This is a genomic window from Paenirhodobacter sp. CAU 1674, assembly GCF_029222945.1.
Lineage (GTDB): Bacteria > Pseudomonadota > Alphaproteobacteria > Rhodobacterales > Rhodobacteraceae > Rhodobacter.
This window is the reverse complement of record NZ_JARHUH010000010.1, coordinates 105,356-127,557: the sequence shown is the minus strand read 5'-3', so window position 1 is coordinate 127,557 and position 22,202 is coordinate 105,356. Positions and strand designations below refer to the sequence as shown.

At 67.0% G+C, this 22,202-nt stretch carries 21 protein-coding genes; 12 read left to right on the top strand and 9 right to left on the bottom strand.

Translation table 11 applies throughout. The features are described from left to right. The first annotated feature begins 2 nt into the window (after nucleotides 1-2). A complete protein-coding gene (locus P2G62_RS14780) occupies nucleotides 3-692 on the top strand; it encodes a hypothetical protein (RefSeq protein ID WP_275735677.1) in 690 nt (229 codons plus the stop codon). Nucleotides 693-906: 214 nt separating this feature from the next. Then, nucleotides 907-1,554 (top strand): hemolysin III family protein, encoded by a 648-nt coding sequence (locus tag P2G62_RS14775; RefSeq protein WP_275735676.1) that lies wholly within the window; start codon nucleotides 907-909, stop codon nucleotides 1,552-1,554. A 5-nt stretch (nucleotides 1,555-1,559) separates the two neighbouring features. Here the strand turns inward: P2G62_RS14775 and tgt are convergent, their stop codons facing one another. The 3 genes from tgt to P2G62_RS14760 all read right to left on the bottom strand — a co-directional run bounded on the left by tgt (nucleotide 1,560) and on the right by P2G62_RS14760 (nucleotide 4,803). After that, nucleotides 1,560-2,690, bottom strand: coding sequence for a tRNA guanosine(34) transglycosylase Tgt (gene tgt / locus P2G62_RS14770; protein WP_275735675.1), 1,131 nt, complete (start codon nucleotides 2,688-2,690; stop codon nucleotides 1,560-1,562). A gap of 192 nt (nucleotides 2,691-2,882) precedes the next feature. Then, on the bottom strand, nucleotides 2,883-3,335 hold the full coding sequence (locus tag P2G62_RS14765; protein WP_275735674.1) for a DNA polymerase III subunit chi: 453 nt from the start codon (nucleotides 3,333-3,335) through the stop codon (nucleotides 2,883-2,885). 4 nt (nucleotides 3,336-3,339) lie between these two features. Continuing rightward, nucleotides 3,340-4,803, bottom strand: coding sequence for a leucyl aminopeptidase (locus P2G62_RS14760; RefSeq protein ID WP_275735673.1), 1,464 nt, complete (start codon nucleotides 4,801-4,803; stop codon nucleotides 3,340-3,342). 189 nt (nucleotides 4,804-4,992) lie between these two features. Between P2G62_RS14760 and lptF the strand changes: the two genes are divergently transcribed. The 6 genes from lptF (at nucleotide 4,993) to rsmA (ending at nucleotide 12,787) form a co-directional block, all read left to right on the top strand. Continuing rightward, nucleotides 4,993-6,141: an LPS export ABC transporter permease LptF gene (gene lptF, locus P2G62_RS14755; RefSeq protein WP_275735672.1), complete on the top strand. Its 1,149-nt coding sequence runs from the start codon at nucleotides 4,993-4,995 to the stop codon at nucleotides 6,139-6,141. Beyond that, a complete protein-coding gene (gene lptG / locus P2G62_RS14750) occupies nucleotides 6,138-7,244 on the top strand; it encodes an LPS export ABC transporter permease LptG (RefSeq protein ID WP_275735671.1) in 1,107 nt (368 codons plus the stop codon). The genes lptF and lptG overlap by 4 nt, the downstream gene beginning before the upstream one ends. Further along, on the top strand, nucleotides 7,244-9,475 hold the full coding sequence (gene lptD, locus P2G62_RS14745) for an LPS assembly protein LptD (protein ID WP_275735670.1): 2,232 nt from the start codon (nucleotides 7,244-7,246) through the stop codon (nucleotides 9,473-9,475). Before lptG ends, lptD begins: the two co-directional genes overlap by 1 nt. A 97-nt stretch (nucleotides 9,476-9,572) precedes the next feature. Further along, complete coding sequence (locus tag P2G62_RS14740) at nucleotides 9,573-10,802, top strand: peptidylprolyl isomerase (RefSeq protein WP_275735669.1); 1,230 nt, start codon at nucleotides 9,573-9,575, stop codon at nucleotides 10,800-10,802. Beyond that, nucleotides 10,799-11,773: a 4-hydroxythreonine-4-phosphate dehydrogenase PdxA gene (gene pdxA, locus P2G62_RS14735; protein ID WP_275735668.1), complete on the top strand. Its 975-nt coding sequence runs from the start codon at nucleotides 10,799-10,801 to the stop codon at nucleotides 11,771-11,773. Before P2G62_RS14740 ends, pdxA begins: the two co-directional genes overlap by 4 nt. Before the next feature lie 171 nt (nucleotides 11,774-11,944). Next, nucleotides 11,945-12,787 (top strand): 16S rRNA (adenine(1518)-N(6)/adenine(1519)-N(6))-dimethyltransferase RsmA, encoded by an 843-nt coding sequence (gene rsmA, locus P2G62_RS14730; RefSeq protein ID WP_275735667.1) that lies wholly within the window; start codon nucleotides 11,945-11,947, stop codon nucleotides 12,785-12,787. 51 nt (nucleotides 12,788-12,838) lie between these two features. On the opposite strand, the gene P2G62_RS14725 is transcribed toward rsmA, so the two are convergent. The 3 genes from P2G62_RS14725 to prfA all read right to left on the bottom strand — a co-directional run bounded on the left by P2G62_RS14725 (nucleotide 12,839) and on the right by prfA (nucleotide 15,656). Then, complete coding sequence (locus tag P2G62_RS14725) at nucleotides 12,839-13,465, bottom strand: DUF4167 domain-containing protein (protein WP_275735666.1); 627 nt, start codon at nucleotides 13,463-13,465, stop codon at nucleotides 12,839-12,841. 269 nt (nucleotides 13,466-13,734) lie between these two features. After that, a complete protein-coding gene (prmC, locus tag P2G62_RS14720) occupies nucleotides 13,735-14,604 on the bottom strand; it encodes a peptide chain release factor N(5)-glutamine methyltransferase (RefSeq protein WP_275735665.1) in 870 nt (289 codons plus the stop codon). Then, a complete protein-coding gene (gene prfA, locus P2G62_RS14715; protein ID WP_275735727.1) occupies nucleotides 14,601-15,656 on the bottom strand; it encodes a peptide chain release factor 1 in 1,056 nt (351 codons plus the stop codon). The genes prmC and prfA overlap by 4 nt, the downstream gene beginning before the upstream one ends. A 174-nt stretch (nucleotides 15,657-15,830) precedes the next feature. Between prfA and P2G62_RS14710 the strand changes: the two genes are divergently transcribed. The 4 genes from P2G62_RS14710 (at nucleotide 15,831) to tpiA (ending at nucleotide 18,724) form a co-directional block, all read left to right on the top strand. Then, nucleotides 15,831-16,196, top strand: coding sequence for an SUF system Fe-S cluster assembly protein (locus P2G62_RS14710; RefSeq protein WP_275735664.1), 366 nt, complete (start codon nucleotides 15,831-15,833; stop codon nucleotides 16,194-16,196). 196 nt (nucleotides 16,197-16,392) lie between these two features. Further along, on the top strand, nucleotides 16,393-17,463 hold the full coding sequence (locus P2G62_RS14705) for an alkene reductase (RefSeq protein WP_275735663.1): 1,071 nt from the start codon (nucleotides 16,393-16,395) through the stop codon (nucleotides 17,461-17,463). Nucleotides 17,464-17,532: 69 nt separating this feature from the next. After that, nucleotides 17,533-17,895, top strand: coding sequence for an iron-sulfur cluster assembly accessory protein (locus tag P2G62_RS14700; protein WP_275735662.1), 363 nt, complete (start codon nucleotides 17,533-17,535; stop codon nucleotides 17,893-17,895). An 85-nt stretch (nucleotides 17,896-17,980) separates the two neighbouring features. Beyond that, nucleotides 17,981-18,724, top strand: a complete 744-nt coding sequence (gene tpiA / locus P2G62_RS14695) for a triose-phosphate isomerase (RefSeq protein WP_275735661.1) — start codon at nucleotides 17,981-17,983, stop codon at nucleotides 18,722-18,724. Nucleotides 18,725-18,908: 184 nt separating this feature from the next. On the opposite strand, the gene P2G62_RS14690 is transcribed toward tpiA, so the two are convergent. From P2G62_RS14690 to P2G62_RS14680, 3 genes are all read right to left on the bottom strand, one after another. After that, nucleotides 18,909-20,297 (bottom strand): TRAP transporter large permease subunit, encoded by a 1,389-nt coding sequence (locus tag P2G62_RS14690; RefSeq protein WP_275735660.1) that lies wholly within the window; start codon nucleotides 20,295-20,297, stop codon nucleotides 18,909-18,911. A 3-nt stretch (nucleotides 20,298-20,300) separates the two neighbouring features. Next, entirely contained in the window at nucleotides 20,301-20,981 is a 681-nt protein-coding gene (locus tag P2G62_RS14685; protein WP_275735659.1) for a TRAP transporter small permease, read from the bottom strand. A gap of 76 nt (nucleotides 20,982-21,057) precedes the next feature. Further along, nucleotides 21,058-22,059: a TRAP transporter substrate-binding protein gene (locus P2G62_RS14680; protein ID WP_275735658.1), complete on the bottom strand. Its 1,002-nt coding sequence runs from the start codon at nucleotides 22,057-22,059 to the stop codon at nucleotides 21,058-21,060. Nucleotides 22,060-22,202 lie beyond the last annotated feature (143 nt).

Sequence of the window (22,202 nt, the reverse complement as noted above, 5' to 3'; positions counted from 1 at the left end):
GGATGGCAGAGTTCTGGCTGGGCGACAGCAACGGGCCGATGGGCGATGTCGGCGCCTTCATGGACAGCGAGCTGCGGGTGGACCGCGCCGATCTGGCCGCCCATATCCGCCAGCTGGACGGGCCGCGCAACCTGATCGCCATCGCGGGCGCGCCCGGTGCGGGCAAGTCGCATCTGGCGGCCGAACTGGCGGCCGCGCTGAACGCCGCCACACCCGGCTCTGCCGCCGTGCTGCCGATGGACGGGTTCCATCTGAGCAACGATGTGCTGGAGACGCGCGGACTGCGCGCCCGCAAGGGGGCGCCCGAGACCTTCGACGTGACGGCCCTGACCGCGACGCTGAGCCAGGCCCGCGTGCCGGGCGCCGATCTGCGCGCGCCGGGCTTTGACCGCGCCACCGATCAGGTGATCCCCGAGGCCGTCACGATCCCGGCCAACACGCGCTATGTTCTGGTGGAAGGCAATTACCTGCTGCTGACGCGCCCCGGCTGGCGCGATCTGTTCCCGCTGTTCGATCTGACCGTACGGCTGAACGTGCCCGAGCCGGTGCTGCGCGTGCGGCTGTTGCAACGCTGGCAAGCCTGCCCGCCACCGGGCGGCGACATCACGGCCCAGATCGAGCAGAACGATCTGCCCAATGGCCGGATCTTGCGCCACGAGAACCGCGCGGCCGATCTGGTGATCACCGGCTGACGGGGGCGCTGCCCCCGGCTGCGGGCCGCAGCCTCCCCCGGGATATTTGCACCAAGATGAAAGGGCTTTCTTTCTGGTCGAAATATCCCGGGGTGAATTGGCGCGCAGCGCCAAGAGGGGCAGCGCCCCTGTTTCCCCGGCCCCTTGACGCGGCGTCGTGATTGGTGTGCTGAAGCGGGATTTGCTAGGATCGCCCGAACCCCCGGAGCGCCCGATGACCCGTTACCACCTTCCCCATTCCTTCAAAGAGCATTTCGCCGATGGCGTGATGCATGTGCTGGGCGTGATCGCCGCTGTCGCCGGGGTCACGGCGCTGATGGTCTGGGCCGCGCTGACCGCGCGGGGCGGGCAGATCTGGCCGCTGGTCGTCTATGCGGTCGGGCTGCTGGCCTCGTTCGGGTTTTCGGCGGGCTACAACATGACGCTGCATGCGCCGACCCGCGCGGTGCTGCGCCGCTTCGACCACGCGGCGATCTATCTGCTGATCGCGGGCACCTATACGCCGATGGCGTTGCTGGGTCTGGGCGGGATCACCGGGCTGTGGCTGACCGGCGCGATCTGGGCGCTGGCGCTGCTGGGGATGGTGATGAAGCTTGGCTTCTTTCACCGGTTCGAGCGGGCGGGATTTTGGCTGTATCTCGCGATGGGCTGGCTCGGGGTCATCGCGATCTGGCCGCTGGTGCAGGGGCTGCCGCTGGCGGTGCTGGTCCTGCTGGGCACGGGCGGCGCGATCTATACGCTGGGCACGGTGTTCTACAGCCTGAAATCGCTGCCCTTCTCGCGCGCGATCTGGCATGGCCATGTGATCGCCGCCGCCGCCACGCATTACGCGGCCGTGGTGATGATCGCCGGCCTGAACTGATCCCCTTACAGCGGCTCGATATCCCCCATTGCGCGCTGCGCGTGGAACTCTGCCACGAAAGCGCTGAGCCGCCCGCCCGCGATCGCATCGCGCAGCCCCTGCATCAGTTCCTGATAGTAATGCAGGTTGTGCCAGGTCAGCAGCATGCCCGAAATCATCTCTTGCGCCTTGAAGACATGGTGCAGATAAGCGCGCGAATAGTTGCGGCAGGCCGGGCAGCTGCAGGCCTCGTCCAGCGGGCGCGGATCGTCCATGTGGCGCGCATTCTTGATGTTGACCTGTCCGCGCCGCGTCCAGGCCTGCCCGGTCCGCCCTGAACGCGAGGGCAGCACGCAATCCATCATGTCGATGCCGCGTTCGACCGCGCCCACGATGTCATCGGGCTTGCCCACCCCCATCAGGTAGCGCGGCTTGTCTGCGGGCAGGAAGCCCGGCGCGTAATCCAGCACGCCGAACATCGCCTCTTGCCCCTCGCCCACCGCCAGACCGCCGACGGCATAGCCCTCGAAGCCGATCTCGGTCAGCGCGCGCGCCGATTCCTCGCGCAGATCGCGGGTCACGCCGCCCTGCATGATGCCGAACAGCGCATAGCCCGGACGATCGCCAAACGCCTCGCGCGAGCGCAGCGCCCACCGCATGCTGAGCCGCATGGATTTGGCGACCTCGTCTTCGGTGGCGGGCAGCGCGGGGCATTCGTCGAAGGCCATCACGATATCGGAATCCAGCAGACGCTGGATTTCCATGCTGCGTTCGGGCGTCAGCATGTGTTTGGAGCCGTCGATATGGGACGAAAACCGCACACCTTCCTCGGTCAGTTTGCGCAGCGAGGCAAGGCTCATCACCTGAAACCCGCCCGAGTCGGTCAGGATCGGTTTTTGCCAGTTCATGAACTGGTGCAGACCGCCCAGCCGCGCGATGCGTTCGGCGGTCGGGCGCAGCATCAGGTGATAGGTATTGCCCAGCAGAATATCGGCCCCGGTCGCCGCCACCGATTCCGGCATCATCGCCTTGACGGTTCCCGCCGTGCCCACCGGCATGAAGGCAGGCGTGCGGATCTCGCCCCGGGGGGTATGGATCACCCCGGTGCGGGCGGCACCATCGGTGGCGTTCAGGGTGAAGCTGAATTTCTGGGTCATGCGGGGGCTCCTGCGCTCAGGCGCCGGGTTCTAGCGCAAGCCCGCGCCGATGGGAAGCGGCGCGCGCAGCCACCCCCGAATCGCGCGCGGCGGAGATCGGCAGAAGATGAGTATTTTTGCCAAGAAGAAATGCCAACGCGGGGCAGTGATTTCTTCCTGGTCCAAATACTCGGACCCGACCGGCCACCCCGCTCAGCTTTGGGCCTTCTTCTCCCAACGCCCGTTTTCCTCGCGCCAGTATTGCGCCGCGGCCCCGCCCGCCGTCAGTTCGCGCCATTGCTCGCGGGCCCGTTCTACCGCCAGCGTGTCGTGACCATCGAACAGGATCCAGATCCGTTCATGCGTGGCGATTTCTTCGGGCGCCACCGGCGCGCCATCAATTGCCATCACCGCCTGCCGTCCCGCACCTTGCGGGCTTGTGGTCAGCAGCACGGGTTGCAGCGCGTCATGCGGGCCGCCCGCCACCCCGTGCGGCAGAAAGCTTTCATCGCCGCCCAGCCAGAGCCGGTCGTCAAGCCAGGCCATCCGGGCCGGATCGCGCCCGCGCAATTCGATCTGCCAGCCCTGCGCCAGCGCACGGGTCAGCAGCGTCGTGGCCACCTCCTCCAGCGGGCTGTCGAGCAGGTGATAGAACAGCGCGGGCATGCGCTCAGCCTTCGAAGCGGTCGCGGATCAGCCGGTCGAGCGTCATCACGCCCCAGCCGGTGGCCCCTTTCGGCGCCAGCGTGGTCTCGGTCGGCGGCAGCGCGACGCCGGCGATGTCGATATGGCACCACGGCACATCAGGTTTCACGAATTTCTGCAGGAAGGCCGCCGCGGTGATCGAGCCTGCGGGCCGCCCGCCGGTGTTCTTGATATCGGCCAGACGCGATTTGATCAGGCTGTCATAGGCGGGTTGCAGCGGCATCCGCCAGGCGCCCTCGCCCTCGGCCGTGGCCGCGCGCAGCAGATCGTGCGACAGTTCGTCGTCATTGCTGAACACGCCCGCGTTGTCATGCCCCAGTGCGATGATGATCGCGCCGGTCAGCGTGGCCAGGTTGATCATCGCGCGGGGCGCGAAACGGTCCTGCGCATACCACAGCACATCGGCCAGCACCAAACGCCCCTCGGCGTCGGTGTTGATGACCTCGATCGTGTCGCCCTTCATGGATTTCACGATATCGCCGGGGCGCTGCGCGCGCCCGTCGGGCATGTTTTCCACCAGCCCCACCAGCCCCACGACATTGGCCTTGGCCTTGCGCAGCGCCAGCGTGCGCATCACGCCCGCCACGACGCCCGCGCCGCCCATGTCCATCGTCATCTCTTCCATCCCCGCCGCGGGCTTGATCGAGATGCCGCCGGTATCGAAGGTCACGCCCTTGCCGACCAGGGCGAAGGGCGCTTCGTCGCCGCCGCCGTTCCACTGCATCACCACGACCTTCGACGGGCTTTCCGAGCCCTGCCCCACGCCCAGAAGCGCGCGCATGCCCAGTTTCTCCAGATCGGGTTCTTCCAGGATCTCGACCTCAAGACCCAGTTCCTGCATCGCCGCCAGACGCGCGGCGAAATCGTCGGTGGTCAGGATATTCGCGGGCTCGTTCACCAGATCGCGGGTGAAGAACACGCCCTCGGCCAGCGCGGCATGGGGCGCGGCCTGCGCGGCCACCGCCTCGGGATTGGCGACCATGACATCGACCGCGCCGAAGGGCTTCTTCTCTTCGGTATGATAGTCGAAGCGATAGGCCCGCAGCGCCAGACCGAAGGCCAGCTCGGCCGCACGCGGATGGGATTCGGCCAGCACCAGCGCCCCATCGGGGCCAAGCGCCTTGGCAACCGCCGCCCCTGCCTTGCGCGCCTCGGCCACCGCCGCCCGACGCGGCAGCGCCAGCACGACCACGGCTTCGGCGGCCAATCCGGCAGGCCAGCCCAGCACCAGCGATTCGCCCGGCTTGAGCTTGGTGAAGGCCTCGGCCGCGACCGCGCGCTTGAGCCCCCCGCGCATCAGCCGGTCAAGTCGGCGCGCCCCGGGCGACAGCTTGCCCGACGGGTCCACCGGCACGGCGATCTGCCCCTTGCGCGCGGCCAGCGCCTCCAGATCGGTTTCGCGAAAGTGAATGGCGACGGGATGGGTCATGGCGGTCTCCGGGATTGGCCGGCCGGGATGGCCGGAGGGGGCGGCAACAGGGCGCGCACGGACATGCGCGGAATATCGCGCCCGAGCCTAAGGCCCGCGCGGGAAAATGAAAAGCGCAGGCGTGCGCCCTTTCCCCGCAGGCGCGGACACGGTAGAGAGGGACAAACGCATCCGGGGGGATGGACAGGGTTGACACGACTGGACCGATATCTGCTGCACCAGCTGATGGCGCTGTTCGGCTTTTTCGCGCTTGTGCTGGTGTCGGTCTATTGGGTCAACCAGGCGGTGCGGCTGTTCGACAAGCTGATTTCCGACGGGCAGACCGCGCTGGTGGTGCTGGAATTCACCGCGCTGACCCTGCCCAACGTGATCCGGCTGGTGCTGCCGGTCGCGGCCTTCGCGGCCACGATCTATGCGGTCAACCGGCTGGCTCAGGACAGCGAACTGGTGGTGATGCAGGCCACCGGCGCCTCGCCCTGGCGGCTGGCGCGGCCGGTGGCGATGTTCGGGCTGATCGTGGCGGTGCTGATGCTGGTGCTGGTGCATGCGCTGGTGCCCGCCGCGCGGGCGCGTCTGGCCGACCGGCAGGCGCAGATTTCCGAGAATGTCACCGCGCAATTCCTGATCGAGGGCAGCTTCCAGCATCCGACCGACGGCGTCACGATCTACATTCGCGAGATTTCTCCGCTGGGCGAGCTGCTCGACCTGTTCTTGTCCGATGGCCGGGCCGCAGGCACCCGCACGACCTATACTGCCGAAAAGGCGCTGATCGTGCGCTCGGATACCGGGCCCAAGCTGATCATGCTTGACGGCATGGCGCAGACGCTGCGCTTTGCCGACGCCAGCCTGGCGATCACCCGGTTTTCGAATTTCACCTATGACATCGCCGGGCTGATGGGCGCCTCGGCCGGCGCCCGGCGCGGTTGGGAGGATCTGCCGACCTGGGCGCTGATCGCGCCCACGCCCGAGGTGCTGGAACTGACCGGCTCGGATACACAGAGCGCGCGGCTTGAACTGCACCAGCGGCTGGCGCAGCCGCTGCTGGCGCCGGTTGCGGCGCTGATCGGTTTTGCCGCGCTGATGCTGGGCGGCTTTTCGCGCTTTGGCCTGTGGCGGCAGATCGGGCTGGCGACGGTGGGGCTGATTGCGGTGCAATTCATGGCCAATGCCACGGACAGCGCGATGCGCGGTGCGCCCGATCTGTGGGGGCTGGCCTATCTGCCGGTCGCCCTGGGTCTGGCCGCGGCGGCAGGTCTGTTGTGGCTGGCCACGCGCCCGCGCCGCCTGCGCACCCCGCGCGGCGCCGAGCCCGCCACTGGCGGAGGCGCCCCGGCATGACGCTCTCGCTTTATATCGCGCGGCGCTTCGTGCGCAGCCTGCTGATGGTCGGCGCGACCTTCTGGGGCATTCTGTTCCTGATCGAGATGGTCGAGCAGATCCGCCGCTATGATGCGGCCCGCGTCGGGCTGCGCGAGGCGGCGATCCTGTCCGCGCTGACGGTGCCCGGATCGCTTTATACTATCCTGCCGCTGATCGTGATGCTGGCGGCGGTGGTGCTGTTTCTGGGGCTGGCGCGCAGCTCGGAACTGGTGGTGGTGCGTGCGGCCGGGCGCTCGGCGCTGCGCATGCTGCTGGCGCCGGTCGCGGTGGCGCTGATCTTCGGGGCGCTGGCGGTGATGGTGGGCAACCCGATCGTGTCGGCCACCGCCAAGGCCTATGAAACGCTGGCCGGGCGCTATACCGCGGGCGGGGCGCAGACCGTGTCGATCGGTCGCGAGGGCGTCTGGATGCGGCAGGGCACCGAAGAGGTGGCCGGCGGTCAGGCGGTGATCCGCGCGGCGCGGGCCAATCTGGATGCGACGGTTCTGTATGACGTGACCTTCCTGATCTTTGCCCCGGGCGAAGGCCCGGTGCGCCGGATCGACGCGGCAACCGCACAGCTTGATCCCGGCGCCTGGGTGCTGGGCGAGGCCAAGGACTGGCCGCTGGGCGCCTCGACCAACCCCGAACGCGACGCGACCACCTCGGCCGTGCTGCGGTTGCCCTCGGACCTGACCGCCGATCGTATCCGTGACAGTTTCGGCACCCCCTCTGCGGTGCCGGTCTGGGATCTGCCGGGCTTCATCGCGGCGCTGGAAAAGGCGGGATTCTCGGCGCGCCGCCACATGGTCTGGTTCCAGATGGAACTGGCCCAGCCGCTGGTGCTGGCGGCGATGGTGCTGATCGCGGCGGGCTTTACCATGCGCCATGTGCGCTTTGGCGGCACCGGCTCGATGGTGCTGCTGGCCCTTGGCGCCGGGCTGGGGGTTTTCTTCCTGCGCAATGTGGCGCAAGTTCTGGGCGATAACGGGCAGATTCCGGTGGCGCTGGCGGCCTGGGCCCCGCCCGCCATCGCGCTGATGCTGTCGCTGGCGCTTTTGCTGCATCTGGAGGATGGCTGATGGCGGCCCCTGTCTTGCCCCCCCTGACCCGCCGCCCCGCGCGCCCGGCTTGGGCGCTGACGCTGGCCGCCCTGCTGACGCTGGGGCTGGTGCCGGGCGGCCCCGGTGCGCAGGCCCAGACCGCCGACACCACCGCCCCGGTGCAGGACGAGGCCGCGACCCTGCTGGCCGACCGCATCGTGCTGAGCGGTTCGAACCAGTTGATCGCCGAGGGCGCGGTCGAGATCTACTACCGCTCGAACCGGCTGACCGCCGCGAGGCTGGTCTATGACCGCGAGACCGACCAGCTGACCATCGACGGGCCGATCCGGCTGATCGAACCGGGCCAGACCGGCAATATCCTGCTGGCCGATCAGGCGCAGCTGTCGCGCGACCTGCAAAACGGCATCCTGACCGGCGCGCGCATGGTGATGGCACGCGAATTGCAGCTGGCGGCAGCGAAGATCCGGCGTCAGGGCGGGCGCTATACCACGCTGACGCAGGTCGTGGCCTCGTCCTGCCAGATCTGCGTGACCGATGAAACGCCGCTGTGGGAAATCCGCGCGCGCAAGATCACCCATGACGCTGAAACCCGCCAGTTGATGTTCGACGGCGCGCAGTTCCGCGCGATGGGGGTGCCGCTGCTTTACTGGCCGCATCTGCGCATGCCCGATCCCACGGTCGAGCGGATGACCGGCTTCCTGCGCCCGACGCTGCGCAGCACATCCAGCCTCGGCGCGGGGATCAAGCTGCCCTATTTCATCGAACTGGGCAAAAGCGCGGACCTGACGCTGGAGCCTTACCTCTCGACTTCGCACACCTATACGCTGGGCGCACGCTACCGCCGGGCCTTCAACGCGGGCACGTTCAGCATCGAGGGCGCCTACAGCCGCGACAGCGTGCTGCCCGGCGAGGCGCGCGGCTATCTGTTCGCCGACGGCACATTCGATCTGCCGCTGGATTTCACGCTCGGCCTGCAGGTGCGGATGACGAGCGACCCGTCCTATCTGCTGAACTACGACATCACCGGGGACGACCGGCTTTGGTCGGGGCTGACGCTGGACCGGGTGCGCGACGACGAACTGATCTGGCTGCGGGCGGGCAACACCCATTCGATCCGCGACGGCGAAAGCAATGCCACCGAACCGATGCTGGCGGGCGATCTGAGCTGGCTGCAGGTGTTCCACCCTTCCGGGATCGGGGGCGAAGCGACGCTGGAATGGCAGTTCAGCGCGCTGCGCCGTGCCTCGGATCTGACCGTGGACGGGCCCGATGACGACACCGTGCCCGACGGGCGCGACCGGGTGCGCGCCTCGATGATCGCGGACTGGCGGCGCAACTGGCTGCTGGGCGGCGGCATTCTGGCCTCGACTCAGGCGGAACTGGCCACAGATGTGGTGCAGGTCACGCAGGACCCGGCCTATCCCGACACCCTGCTGCGCAGCCTGCCCAGCGTGGGCGTCGAACTGCGCTGGCCCTGGGTCAAGACCTCTGGACGCGCCGCACATGTCATCGAACCCGTGGCGCAACTGGTCTGGAGCGGCAAGACCCCCGCCGATCTGCCCAACGAGGACAGCTGGCTGACCGAATTCGACGAAGGCAACCTGTTCTCGATGTCGCGCTTCCCCGGCGGAGATGCGCGCGAACGCGGCGCACGGGCCAATCTGGGGCTCAGCTGGACGCGCCACGATGCCTCGGGCTGGTCGCTCGGGGTCACCATGGGCCGGGTGCTGCATGCCGAGGATCTGGGCCAGTTCACCGCGGGATCGGGTCTGGCGGGCAAACGCTCCGACTGGTTGCTGGCGACGCATCTGAGCACCGGCACGGGGCTGATCGTGTCGAACCGGGCCTTGTTCGACGACAGTTTCGATGTCTCGCGCGAGGAATTGCGGATGGCCTATGCCGGCGACAAGTATCAGATCGCGGCCGGGTATCTGTGGATGGAAACCAACCCCGCCGAAGGCCGCCTGGTGCCGACCTCGGAATTGCTGCTGTCGACCGGCTGGGGATGGGGCACCGGCTGGACCGGCAATTTTGAAACGCGCTATGACTTCACCGCCGAGCGCGCGGCCAAGGCCAAGCTCGGCCTGCAATATGCCAACGAATGCGTCACCGTGGATCTTTCCCTCTCGCGTCGTTTCACTTCCTCCTCTAGTGTGAAGCCCGAAACCGGCGTTGGCATCTCGGTGCAGCTGGCGGGCTTTGGTGCGGGCACCACGACCGGGGCCGCGCGCCGGGTCTGCGCCCGCTGAGCGGCCAGATCGACCGGACAAGACAGGCGGGGCAACCGGGCCCCGGACAGACGAGACGACAGACAGACGCGACGATGAAAGACGGGCGGAGCCTACCATGATACGATTTCTGAGCCTTCTTGCCGCGGTTGCGGTGCTTGCCCTGCCGCTTGGCGCCCCTCAGGCGCGCGCGCAGGCCAACAGCCCCTTCGCCCCGGTCATCATGGTCAACGATCTGGGCATCACCGGCTATGAAATCGACCAGCGGACGAAGTTCCTGACCCTGCTGCGGCAGTCGGGCGATCTGCGCAAGCTTGCCGAAGACGGGCTGATCGAGGACCGGCTGCGGGTGTCGGCGGCCAAGATGATGGGCATCACCCTGAGCGAGCAGGCCCTGACCGACGGCATGAGCGAATTTGCCGGACGCGCCAATCTGAGCACCGAACAGTTCGTCGCCGAACTTGCCAAGGGCGGCGTCGAGGAACAGACCTTCCGCGATTTCGTGCGGGCCGGCGCCCTGTGGCGCGCCCTGATCCGCGAGAAATACGGCCCCCGGGTCAAGATCTCCGAAGCCGAGATCGACCGCGCGTTGCTGACCGAAAGCCAGCGCGGCCAGGGCACCCGTGTGCTGCTGTCCGAAATCATCATCCCGGCGCCGCCCGGCCGCGAAGCCGAGGCCACGGCCGAAGCGCAGCGTGTCTCGAAACTCAAGGGCGACGGCGCGTTCGGGGCAGCGGCCCGGCAGGTATCGGCCTCGAGCTCGGCGCCGCGCGGCGGGCGTCTGGACTGGTTGCCGATCGCCAACCTGCCGCCCGCGCTGCGCAGCATCGTGCTGGGCCTCGCGCCCGGTCAGGCCAGCGCGCCGGTGGAAATCCCCAATGCGGTTGCGGTCTTCATGCTGCGGGCGCTGGACGAAGGCGGCCCGGTGACGCAAGAGGCGCAAACCCTTGAGTATGCGCAGTTTATCGCAGGTCCCGCAGGGGCGCCCGAAACCGCCGCCAGCGCCGCCATGATGCAGGACAAGGCCGATCGCTGCGACGATCTTTACGGTCTGGCCAAGGGCCTGCCCGCCGAACGGCTGCTGCGCGACACCCAACCGCAAGGGGCGATCCCGCAGGATATCGGGCTGGCGCTGGCAACGATGGATATCGGCGAGACGCGGCTTTTGACCCGCGGCCCGAACACCGTCGTGCTGATGCTGTGCAAGCGCGAACGCAGCCAGGCCGAAGGCGAGACCGCGCCTGACCGCACCGCGGTGGCCAATGGCCTGACCAACGCCCGGCTGGCCTCTTATGCCGACAGCTATCTGGCCGATCTGATGGCCAATGCGGTGATCGTGCGCAAATGAGTCTGGCGCCCGTCATCCTCAGCTGTGGCGATCCCTCGGGCATCGGGCCTGAAATCGCCGCCAAGGCCTGGGAAACGCTGGGGGCCAGCCTGCCTTTCGTGTGGCTGGGCGACCCCGCGCATCTGCCCCGCGGCACCCGGGTGCGCGAAATCGCCGAGCCGGCCGAGGCGCTCAGCCATGCGGGTGCGGCGCTTCCGGTGCTGCCCCATGCCTTCCCCGAAGCCGCCCTGCCCGGCCAGCCCGACCCCGCCAATGCCCGCGCGGTGATCGATGTGATCGCGCGCGGCGTCGATCTGGTGATGCGCGGCGAAGGCTCGGCCCTGTGCACCGCGCCCATCCACAAGAAGGCGCTGAAAGACGGCGCCGGCTTCGCCTTTCCGGGCCATACCGAATATCTTGCCCATCTGGCAGGCGGCGCCAAGGTGGTGATGATGCTCGCGGCCCCCGGGCTGCGCGTGGTGCCCGCCACCATCCATATCGCGCTGCATGACGTGCCCGCCGCGTTTACCCCCGAGGTGCTGCGCGATGCGGTGCGGATCACCGCCGAGGGGCTTGCCCGGGATTTCGGGCTGGAGAATCCGCGCCTTGCCGTTGCCGGGCTCAACCCGCATGCGGGCGAAGGCGGCGCGATGGGCCACGAAGAACAGGACTGGATGATCCCCACGATCGAAAGCCTGCGCGCCGAGGGCTACGCCGTCACCGGCCCGCTGCCCGCCGATACGATGTTCCACGCCGCCGCCCGCGCGCGCTATGACGCGGCGATCTGCGCCTATCACGATCAGGCGCTGATCCCGATCAAGACGCTGGCCTTCGACGAGGGCGTGAATGTCACGCTGGGCCTGCCCTTCGTGCGCACCTCGCCCGATCACGGCACCGCCTATGACATCGCCGGGCGCGGCGTGGCCAACCCGTCCAGCCTGATCGCTGCGCTGAAACTGGCCGCGCAGATGGGCGCGGCGCGGCGCGGCTGAACGCCCCGCGCGGCTTGCCCTTTCACTTTGGCTCAAATATCCCGGGGGTGAGGCCGCAGGCCGAGGGGGCAGCGCCCCCTTGCCTCCGTGGTTCTGGCACCGCGCGCCGGGGGCTGTCTGCCCCCGGACCCCCGAGGATATTTGCGCCAAGATGAAACAAGGAGGTCGGAGATGACGGCACTTGACGGGCTGCCCCCGCTGCGCGAGGTGATCCGCACCCATGATCTGATCGCGAAAAAGCAGCTGGGCCAGAACTTCCTGCTGGATCTGAACCTGACCGCGAAGATCGCGCGCTGCGCGGGCGATCTGACCGGCTGCGATGTGCTGGAGGTGGGGCCCGGGCCCGGCGGTCTGACCCGGGGGCTGCTGGCCGAGGGCGCGCGCCGGGTGCTGGCGGTCGAGAAGGACCCGCGCTGCCTGCCCGCGCTGGCCGAGATCGCGGCGCATTATCCCGGGCGGCTGGAGGTGATCAACGGCGATGCGCTGGAGATCGACGTGGCCGCCCATCTGACCCCGCCGATCAAGATCGCCGCCAACCTGCCCTATAATGTCGGGACCGAACTACTGGTACGCTGGCTGACGCCGCCCGAATGGCCGCCGTTCTGGGACAGTCTGACGCTGATGTTCCAAAAAGAGGTCGCGCAGCGGATCGTGGCAAAGACCGGCGACAATCATTACGGGCGGCTGGCGCTGCTGGCGCAGTGGCGCTGCGATGTGAAGATCGTGATGCATCTGCCGCCCGAGGCCTTCACCCCCGCGCCCAAGGTGCATTCGGCGGTGGTCCATCTGAAGGCCCTGCCCGCGCCGCGCTATCCGGCGGACCCGAAAGTCCTGAACCGGATCGTCGCGGCGGGGTTCAATCAGCGGCGCAAGATGCTGCGCGCGTCGCTGAAAGGGGTTGCCCCGAACATCGAGGCGCTGCTGGAAGAGGCCGGGATCGCGCCCACCGAACGCGCCGAACGGGTCAGCCTGGAACAGTTCTGCCACCTTGCCCGGATCGTCGCCGCACAATGAAAAACCGCGCCTTGCGGGGCGCGGTTCTGCAGTCTGGTCGTGATCGGGCGCTTAGTCGGCCGATCCTTCGGTGGCCGGGGCGGCCTCTTTGTCGGCGCGCTGCTCACGCGGTTTGCGCGGGCTGCGGCGGCTGCGCGATTTCGACGACTTGCTCTCTGCGGCGCCTTCGGCGGCAGGCTCGGCCCCGGCGGCAGCCTCTGCGCGCATTTCCGGCGTCTCGACCAGACCCGGGCCATCCTCTTCCACCGGCGGCAGATCGGGCGTGGTGGGTTCCGCGTCGCGCGGCTCGTCCGGGCGGGGTTCGAACCGATCGCGCGGCGCGTTGGAGCCGCCGTTCTGATTGCCACCCTGATTTGCGCCGTTCTGGTTGCCACCGTTCTGGTTGCCACCCTGGCCCTGCTGGCGTTGCCGTTCTTCCTGTTCGCGGGCCATTTCACGCTGCGCCTCGCCCAGCAGGCGGGTGTAATGCTCGGCATGTTGCAGGAAGTTCTGCTCGGCCACCCGGTCGTTGGACAGTTGGGCGTCACGCGCCAGCATCAGGTATTTGTCGATGATCTGCTGCGGCGTGCCGCGGACCTTGCCTTCGGGACCGGAGCTGTCAAAGACCCGATTGATGACATTGCCGACAGAGCGCTGGCGGTTCGACTTGGAACGCGAACGGGATTTGGAAGATCTCATGAGCTTTCGTGTGTCTTTCCCCGAAGGGGTGCTGAGGTCTGGGCTGCCCGGCAAGGGGCCCATGCAGGCGACACGATCTTGCGAAGAGAACCGGGCATCTGCCCGCCGAAGACCGTATGACCCGCAGTGTGAAGCTGAGCCGTGCGGGGGATCAATTTCCACCCAGCACGCATTTGACTAATCATGCACTGCGCGCAGTGACAAGCAGAAATCTGCGGGGATGCGGCATTTTACCCCGGTTTATGTGCAAAATGCACGACAAAACCCGCTCAGGCACAACCACAGCCGGTTTCGCCCACGGGTTTATGTGCCAAAACCACCCGGTCGCGCCGATCCAGATCGGGGCGGATCTCGATCCGCTCGAACCCCTGTTCGGCCAGCAGCGCGGCCACGGCCGCGCCCTGCGTCGGCCCGATTTCCAGCACGATCCGCCCGCCCGGTAGCAGCCGCGCCCCCGCGCCCCGCGCAATCGCGCGATAGGCATCCAGCCCGTCGCCGCCCGGGGTCAGGGCCGCATGCGGTTCCCAGTCACGGACCTCGGGGGACAGGCCGGCCATTTCCGCGGCGGCGATATAGGGCGGGTTGGATACGATCAGATCGAACATGCCACGGATGCCCGCGAACCAGTCGGCCTGCTGAAAGCGCGCGCGGCTGGCCAGCCCCAGCCGTTCGGCATTGCCCCGCGCCACATCAAGGGCGGCTGCGGAAATATCGCCCCCCAGCCCCGTCGCCATCGGCATGGATTTCAGCAGGCTGAGCAGGATGCAGCCGGTCCCGGTGCCCAGATCCAGAACCTTGACGAAGGGCCGTTCCAGCGCGGCGGCCACCAGCCCCTCGGTTTCGGGGCGCGGGTCGAGCGTGTCGCGGGTGACGTGGAAATCCTGCCCCCAGAACAGGCGCCGGCCGGTGATCTGGGCCACCGGCTGACGGGCCGCACGCGCCGTCAGCGCAGCGCAGAAGGCCGCGGCCTGCTCTGGCGTCAGCGGGTCTTGCAGATGCAGGGTCAGCCGGTCGGGCGCCATCCCCATCGCATGCGCCAGCAGGCGGCGCGCGTCGGTGGCGGCGCCCTCGATCCCGGCGGCGGTCAGTTGGCGCACGGCGGCGACCAGGGCGACCTGCGCGGTCTGGGGGGCGCTCATCCCTCCATCTCCGCCAGTTTTGCGGCCTGATCGTGAGCGATCAGTGCGTCGATCACCTCGGTCAGATCGCCGTTCATCACCTGCGCCAGCGCATAAAGCGTCAGGTTGATGCGGTGATCGGTCAGCCGGCCTTGCGGGAAGTTGTAGGTGCGGATCCGTTCCGACCGATCGCCCGAGCCCACCTGCGACTTGCGGCTGTCAGCGCGTTCGCTGGCCAGCCGGTCGCGCTCGGCCTCGTAAAGCCGCGCGCGCAGCACCGCCATCGCATTGGCGCGGTTCTGGTGCTGGGATTTTTCCGAACTGGTCACAACGATGCCGGTCGGCAGGTGGGTGATGCGCACGGCGCTGTCGGTGGTGTTGACGTGCTGCCCCCCCGCACCCGAGGCACGCATCGTGTCGATGCGGATGTCGCTGGTGGGGATGTCGATATCGACCTCTTCGGCCTCGGGCAGCACGGCGACGGTCGCGGCCGAGGTATGGATGCGGCCGCCCGCCTCGGTCTCGGGCACGCGCTGCACGCGATGCACGCCGGATTCGTATTTCAGCCGGGCAAAGACGCCCTCGCCCTCGATCCGCGCGACCGCCTCCTTGACGCCGCCCAGTTCGGTCTGGGTCAGGTCCAGCAAGTCGAACCGCCAGCCCATGGTTTCGGCATAGCGCTGATACATCCGCAGCAGATCGCCCGCAAACAGCGCGGCTTCCTCGCCGCCGGTGCCGGGGCGGATTTCCAGGATCGCGGGGCGGGCATCAGCGGCGTCCTTGGGCAGCAGCGCCAGCCGCAGCGCCTGTTCCATTTCCGGGATGCGCGCACGCAGGCGCGGCAGCTCTTCCTCGGCCAGGGCTTTCATCTCGGGGTCGGCCAGCCAGCCCTCGGCCTCGGCCACGTCGTCGAGCGCCGTACGATAGGCCGCAACCTGATCGGCCACCGGCTTCAGACCGGAATATTCGCGCGACAGGGCGGCGATTTCAGCGGGCGTCGCGGGTGCGTTCAGCCGCGCCTCGAGAAATTCGAAGCGCTGCGTGATCTGGGCGAGTTTGTCGAGCGGAACCATGCCCGGGATGTGGCGCGGATCGGCGCGCGGGTCAAGCGTCGGGCGCAGATGCCCCGCCCCTGCGCCCTGTTCTGTCAAAGCGGGCCGCGCCGATTTGCCCGCCGGGGTGGCCTTTACCTGCCCCGGGGAATTTCCTATATATTCGCTCGACAATCCACAGGATCGGGACTTCCCATGACCACCGACGCCCAGCCCCCGCTTGAAGGCACCCCGCTGATCCAGCCCTCGAGCACCGAGCACCCGCTGCATGACAGCGTGGTCGAGGCCTGCCGGACGGTGTTCGACCCGGAAATCCCGGTCAACATCTATGACCTTGGGCTGATCTACACGATCACGATCAGCGATGAAAACGACGTGCGCATCATCATGACCCTGACCGCGCCGGGCTGCCCGGTGGCGGGCGAGATGCCGCAATGGGTGCAGGATGCGGTGGAATGCGTGGCCGGTGTGAAATCGGTCGATGTCGAGATGACCTTCGATCCGCAATGGGGCATGGACATGATGTCCGACGAGGCGCGGCTGGAACTGGGCTTCATGTAACCTGTTGAAGTCTTGGAATAACGGCGCGCACCCCAAAAGGTGCGCGCCGTTTTCATTTGCACAAGATCGCACAGATTGGGGCGCTCCTGTGCAGCTGGCCACGCCCCCTGCCCTTGATGGCCGCGATCCCTGCCCCAGCTTGAACGCACATGTTCAGTTTTGCGCGCCCTTCGCGCCCCAGATTCAGGATCATCCGATGACCGAAGCCCTGTTCACCCCCACCCGTCTTGGCCAGATCGAGATCGCCAACCGCACCGTGATGGCGCCGCTGACGCGCAACCGCGCGCCCGACCTGCGGCCCACCGATCTGATGGTCGAGTATTACCGTCAGCGCGCCAGTGCCGGGCTGATCGTGACCGAGGGCACACAAATCTCGCCGATGGCGCAGGGCTATGCCTGGACGCCCGGGATCTATAGCGACGAGCAGGTCGCGGGCTGGCGCAAGATCGTCGACGCGGTGCATGACGCAGGCGGCAAGATCGTGCCGCAGCTGTGGCATGTGGGACGGATTTCGCACCCGAGCCTGCTGGGCGGGGCCGATCCGGTCGGCCCTTCGGCGATTTCGGCGGGGTCGAAAACCTTCGACGGCACCGGCTTTGTCGAAACCACGACGCCGCGTGCGCTGGAGATCGACGAAATCCCCGGCATTCTGGCGGACTATGCGAAAGCCGCGCAAAATGCCAAGGACGCGGGGTTTGACGGGGTAGAGATTCACGCCGCCAACGGCTATCTGATCGACCAGTTCCTGCGTGACACCTCGAACAAACGCACCGATGCCTATGGCGGGACGATTGCCAATCGCGTGCGGTTCCTGACCGAGGTTGTCGATGCGGTGATCGGCGTCTGGGGGCCGGGGCGTGTGGGCATTCGGATCTCGCCCTATTCCAACGCCAACAACGTCGGGCTGGACAGCGACACGCCCGCCCTGTTCGGCGCGGTGATTGCCGAGCTGAACAAACGTCCGCTGGCCTTCGTGCATATGGTCGAGGGCGCCACCGGCGGCCCGCGGGACTGGCCCGAAGGCGCGCTCGAGGCCCTGCGCGATCAGATCGCGGCGCCCTACATCGCCAACAACGGCTACACCCGCGAGATGGCGCTGCAGGCGGTGGCGGATGGCACGGCGGATGCGGTGGCCTTTGGCCGCGCCTTCATCGCCAACCCCGACCTGCCTGCGCGGCTGGAAGCCGGGGCCGAGCTGAACCCGCTGCGGGCTGCGCTGCTGTATGGCGGCGGGGCCGAGGGCTACACCGACTATCCGACGCTGTAACGGGCGGGCGGCGCTTGCCCCGGGCCCGCGCCGCCCCTATCTATGACCCTGACAGTTCAGGAGAGACCCATGTTCGCCATTCCCGGCAAGCCCCCCGTCACGCTGACCCCCGCCGCAGTCGCGCAGATCGCCGCGCTGATGGCGCGCGAAGGCGCGGCAGGGTTTCGCATCGGCGTCAAGAAGGGCGGCTGCGCGGGGATGGAATACACGATGGAAGTCGCCGCCGAGGCCGGGCCGATGGATATCGTGGTCGAGGACGGTCCTGCGCGGGTTCTGATCGCGCCGATGGCGCAGATGTTCCTGCTGGGCACCGAGATTGATTACGAAGTCGGCCTGCTTGAATCCGGCTTCAAGTTCCGCAACCCCAACGTCACCGAAAGCTGCGGCTGCGGCGAGTCGGTGAAATTCCGCGACATGACCGACGCGGGCTGAGCCCCGCCACCCGCCCGCGCGGATTTGCCCTTTGCGCCCGCGCCCGCCCTGCCCTAATCTGGCGCAAACCAGACAGGAGGGGCAGATGCGCAGAAAACTGGCCGCAGGCAATTGGAAGATGAACGGCACCACCGCCAGCCTGAGCGAGGTTTCCGCGCTGATGGCGGCGCATCCCGAACCGGGCTGCGAGGTGCTTTTGTGCCCGCCCGCGACACTGGTCGCGGCGATGGCCGCACTGACCCAAGGCAAGATCGCGGTCGGCGGGCAGGATTGCCACGCCAATGCCTCGGGCGCGCATACCGGCGACATTGCGGCGGCCATGCTGAAGGATGCCGGCGCGAGCCATGTGATCGTCGGCCATTCCGAACGCCGCGCGGATCATGCCGAAACGAACGAGATGGTGCGCGCCAAGGCGCAGGCCGCGCGTGCGGCCGGGCTGGTGGCGGTGATCTGCCTGGGCGAGACGGAAGCGCAGCGCGATGCGGGCGAGACGCTGGATGTGATCGGGCAACAGCTGTTCGCCTCGACCCCGGACGGCGCCACCGGCGCCAACACCGTGATTGCCTATGAACCGATCTGGGCGATCGGAACCGGACGCACGCCCACGCTGGCGCAGATCGCCGAGGTGCATGATTTCATCCGCTCGGAACTGGCGGGCCGGTTCGGGGCCGAGGGCGGGTTGATGCGGGTGCTCTATGGCGGATCGGTCAAGCCCTCGAATGCCGCGGAAATCTTCGCGACTTCGAATGTGGATGGCGCGCTGGTCGGCGGGGCCTCGCTGAAGGCCGCGGATTTCGGCGCGATCATCGCGGCGCTGGACGCGGCCTGAGCGGCGCAGGGGGGCGCTGCCCCCTCGGCCTGCGGCCTCTCCCCCGGGATATTTCTGCCAAAGTGAAAGCACGGCCCTAAAACGCAGGGGCAGGGATCTGATCCCTGCCCCCGTTTTCCTGTTTCTTTCTGGATCAAATATCCCGGGGGGCCCGGAACGGGCGGGGGCAGAGCCCCCTGCCCCCTTACTTCACGATCGTTTCGGGCCCCATGACCGAGGTCGGCAGCCAGGTGCTGAGGAACGGCACATAGGTGATCAGGATCAGGAAGACGAACAGCACCGCCAGGAACGGCAGGGCCGCGCGCACGACCCGCATGATCGGCATCCCTGCCACGCCCGAGGTGACGAAGAGGTTGAGCCCCACCGGCGGCGTGATCATGCCAATTTCCATGTTCACCACCATGATGATGCCCAGATGGATCGGGTCGACGCCCAGTTCGATCGCAATCGGGAAGACCAGCGGCGCCACGATCAGGATCAGCCCCGAGGGTTCCATGAACTGCCCGCCGATCAGCAGGATCACGTTGACGATGATCAGGAACATGATCTTGCCCAGACCGGCACCCAGCAGGGCCTCGGTGATCTTTTGCGGGATCTGTTCGTCGGTCAGGACGTGTTTCAGGATCAGCGCGTTGGCGATGATGAACATCAGCGTGACTGTCAGCTTGCCCGCCTCGAACAGGGTGGCGCGCGTCGCGGGATGCATGAAGGTGGTGATCAGCGCCTGCGGCTTGCGCCAGAGCGGGATCTTCTGTTCGCCCGCATCGAGCGGCCCCATGTCGCGGTAGATGAAATTCGCGACGAAGAAGGCGTAGACGGCGGCGACGGCGGCGGCCTCGGTCGGGGTGAAGATCCCCTTGATCACGCCCGGAATGCCGTAAAGCCCGACCATGATGATGACGATCAGCATCAGCCCCCAGAAGGCATCGCGGAAGCTGTCCCAGACCTCGCCCCAGCCTTGCCATTCGCCCTTGGGCAGTTTCTTGTAGATCGCGATGCTCAGGATCGTGGCCATCAGCATCACGCCCGCCAGAAGCCCCGGAATGACGCCCGCCAGGAACATCCGCCCGACCGACACATCGGTGGCCGAGGCATAGACGACCATCACGATCGAGGGCGGGATCAGGATGCCCAGGGTGCCCGCGTTGCAGATCACACCGGCGGCGAAATCTTTGGAATAGCCGACCTGCCGCATCGCCGCGATCACGATGGACCCGATGGCGACCACGGTCGCGGGCGAGGAGCCCGAAAGTGCGGCAAACAGCATGCAGGCCAACACCCCCGCAATCGCCAGACCGCCGGGCAGATGGCCCACGCAGGCAATGGCAAAGCGGATGATCCGCTTGGCCACGCCACCCGTCGACATGAAGGACGAGGCCAGGATGAAGAAGGGAATGGCCAGCAGCGTCGCATGCCCCTCCATCGCCTGATAAAGCGCCTGCGCGACCGAGGCGAGAGAGGTGTCGGAATACCACAGCAGGAACAGGATCGAACTGAGCCCCAGCGAGATCGCGATCGGCACGCCGATCAGCATGAAACCGATGACCATGGCAAAAAGAAGTGCGATATCCATGGCTTATTCCTCGGCGTTCAGATGGCGCACATCGGCCACCGCATCTTCGGCTTCGTGGCTGACGATCAGCGCCTCGCGCCGCCCGCGCAGCACATCCCAAGCGGCCTGCGCCAGCCGGAAGAACAACAGCGCCACACCGAAGGGCAGGATGAAATAGGGGATGAAACGCGGCAGCTTGCCGTAATGCTCGCCCGCGTTCATCGGCCCTTCGATGAAGCGCAGCCAGTCGGGCATCGGGATGGTTTCGGTCTCATACCAGGCCTGATCGCGGGTCTTGATGAAGCCTTCGGGGAACCAGCGCCCGCCGGTCTGGTCAAACCCGCCGAAGGGGGCCCAGTAGTCCCACGCGCCTTTCATCAACAGGAAAGCGTAGATCAGGCACAGCGCAGCCGAGGCCAACGCCATCACCCGGCGCGGGCCGTGACCGACCATGCCCATCACCGCATCGACACCCAGATGCGCGGTCACCTTGACCGCGTAGGACATGCCAAACAGCACGAGCCAGGCGAACAGGATCAAGGTCGCTTCGAGCCCCCAGATCATCGAATGGCTGAAGACATAGCGCAGCACCACATTGACGAATGTGATCAGCGTCATCAGCCCCAGGATCACCGCAATCGCGGTTTCCTCGAAGCTGTGAACAGCCCGGCCCAAGGCCGATTTGGGCGCATATTTCGCGCTCATGGTATCCCCCGGAAATTAAGTGGGAAACCGCGCGGAAGGCCGAAGCCTCCCGCGCGCCCCCTGTCGGACAGACGTCTCAGTTCTGCGCGTTGATCGCCTGCGCCGCATCAATGTTGTCCTGGCCCACGCCATCGACGAATTGCTCCCACACGGGCATCATCGCATCGACCCAGGCCTGACGTTGTTCAGGGGTCAGCACGTTGATCTTGCCGCCCGCATCCAGAATCGACTGACGCGCCGCCAGTTCGACCTCGTTCACGGCCGCGTTACGCTCCACCGTGACCTCGTGCAGGATCGTGCCGAGCTGTTCGGCCACGGCCGGGTCCAGGCTATCCCACCAGTCGGTCGAAACGACGACGAGGTAATCGAGCAGACCGTGGTTGGTTTCGGTGATGCTGTCCTGCACTTCGTAATATTTCTGGCCATAGCTGTTGGACCAGGTGTTTTCCTGCCCGTCGACAACACCGGTCTGCAGCGCGCCATAGACTTCAGAGAAGGCCATCGGCTGCGGGCTGGCATCCAGCGCCTTCATCTGCGCGACCAGCACATCCGAGGGCTGCACGCGGAATTTCAGCCCCTTCGCATCGGTCGGCAGCAACAGCGGCTTGTTGGCCGAGAACTGTTTCAGCCCCGAGTGCCAGAATTCCAACCCCTTCAGCCCGCGCCGTTCCATCGAGGATTTCATCTGCTGGCCGATATCCGAATTCTGGAACGCGTCCACGGCTTCCATGTTCTTGAACATGAAGGGCAGGTCGAACAGGTTGAAGACCTTGGTGAAGGCTTCGAATTTCGACAGGCTGGGCGCGGCCATCTGCACGTCGCCCTGCAGCATCGCCTCGAGCACCTGATCGTCATCGTAAAGGGTGGAGTTCGGGTAGACCTCGACACAGACCTTGCCGTTCATCTCGGTGTTCACGCGCTCGGCGAACAGGCTGGCGGCGATACCCTTGGGGTGTTTGTCGGCATTGGTGACATGGGCGAATTTGATGACCATTTCGCCGTCGTCGCATTGCGCGAACGCGCCCCCCGCAGAGGTGACAAGGGCAACGGCCGTCATCGCGGCGGTAAAGATTTTCATGGTGTCCTCCCAGACCTGCCAAAATCGTCGCAGAGCCCTCCGCTCCGCCTGCGCCAAGCCAACCGCCTGGTGCATGGCAGATCAACAGTTTCGTGATAGGACGTGAGTAACGCCTGTTTTTGGCCCGTTTCCAGAAGGTTAGA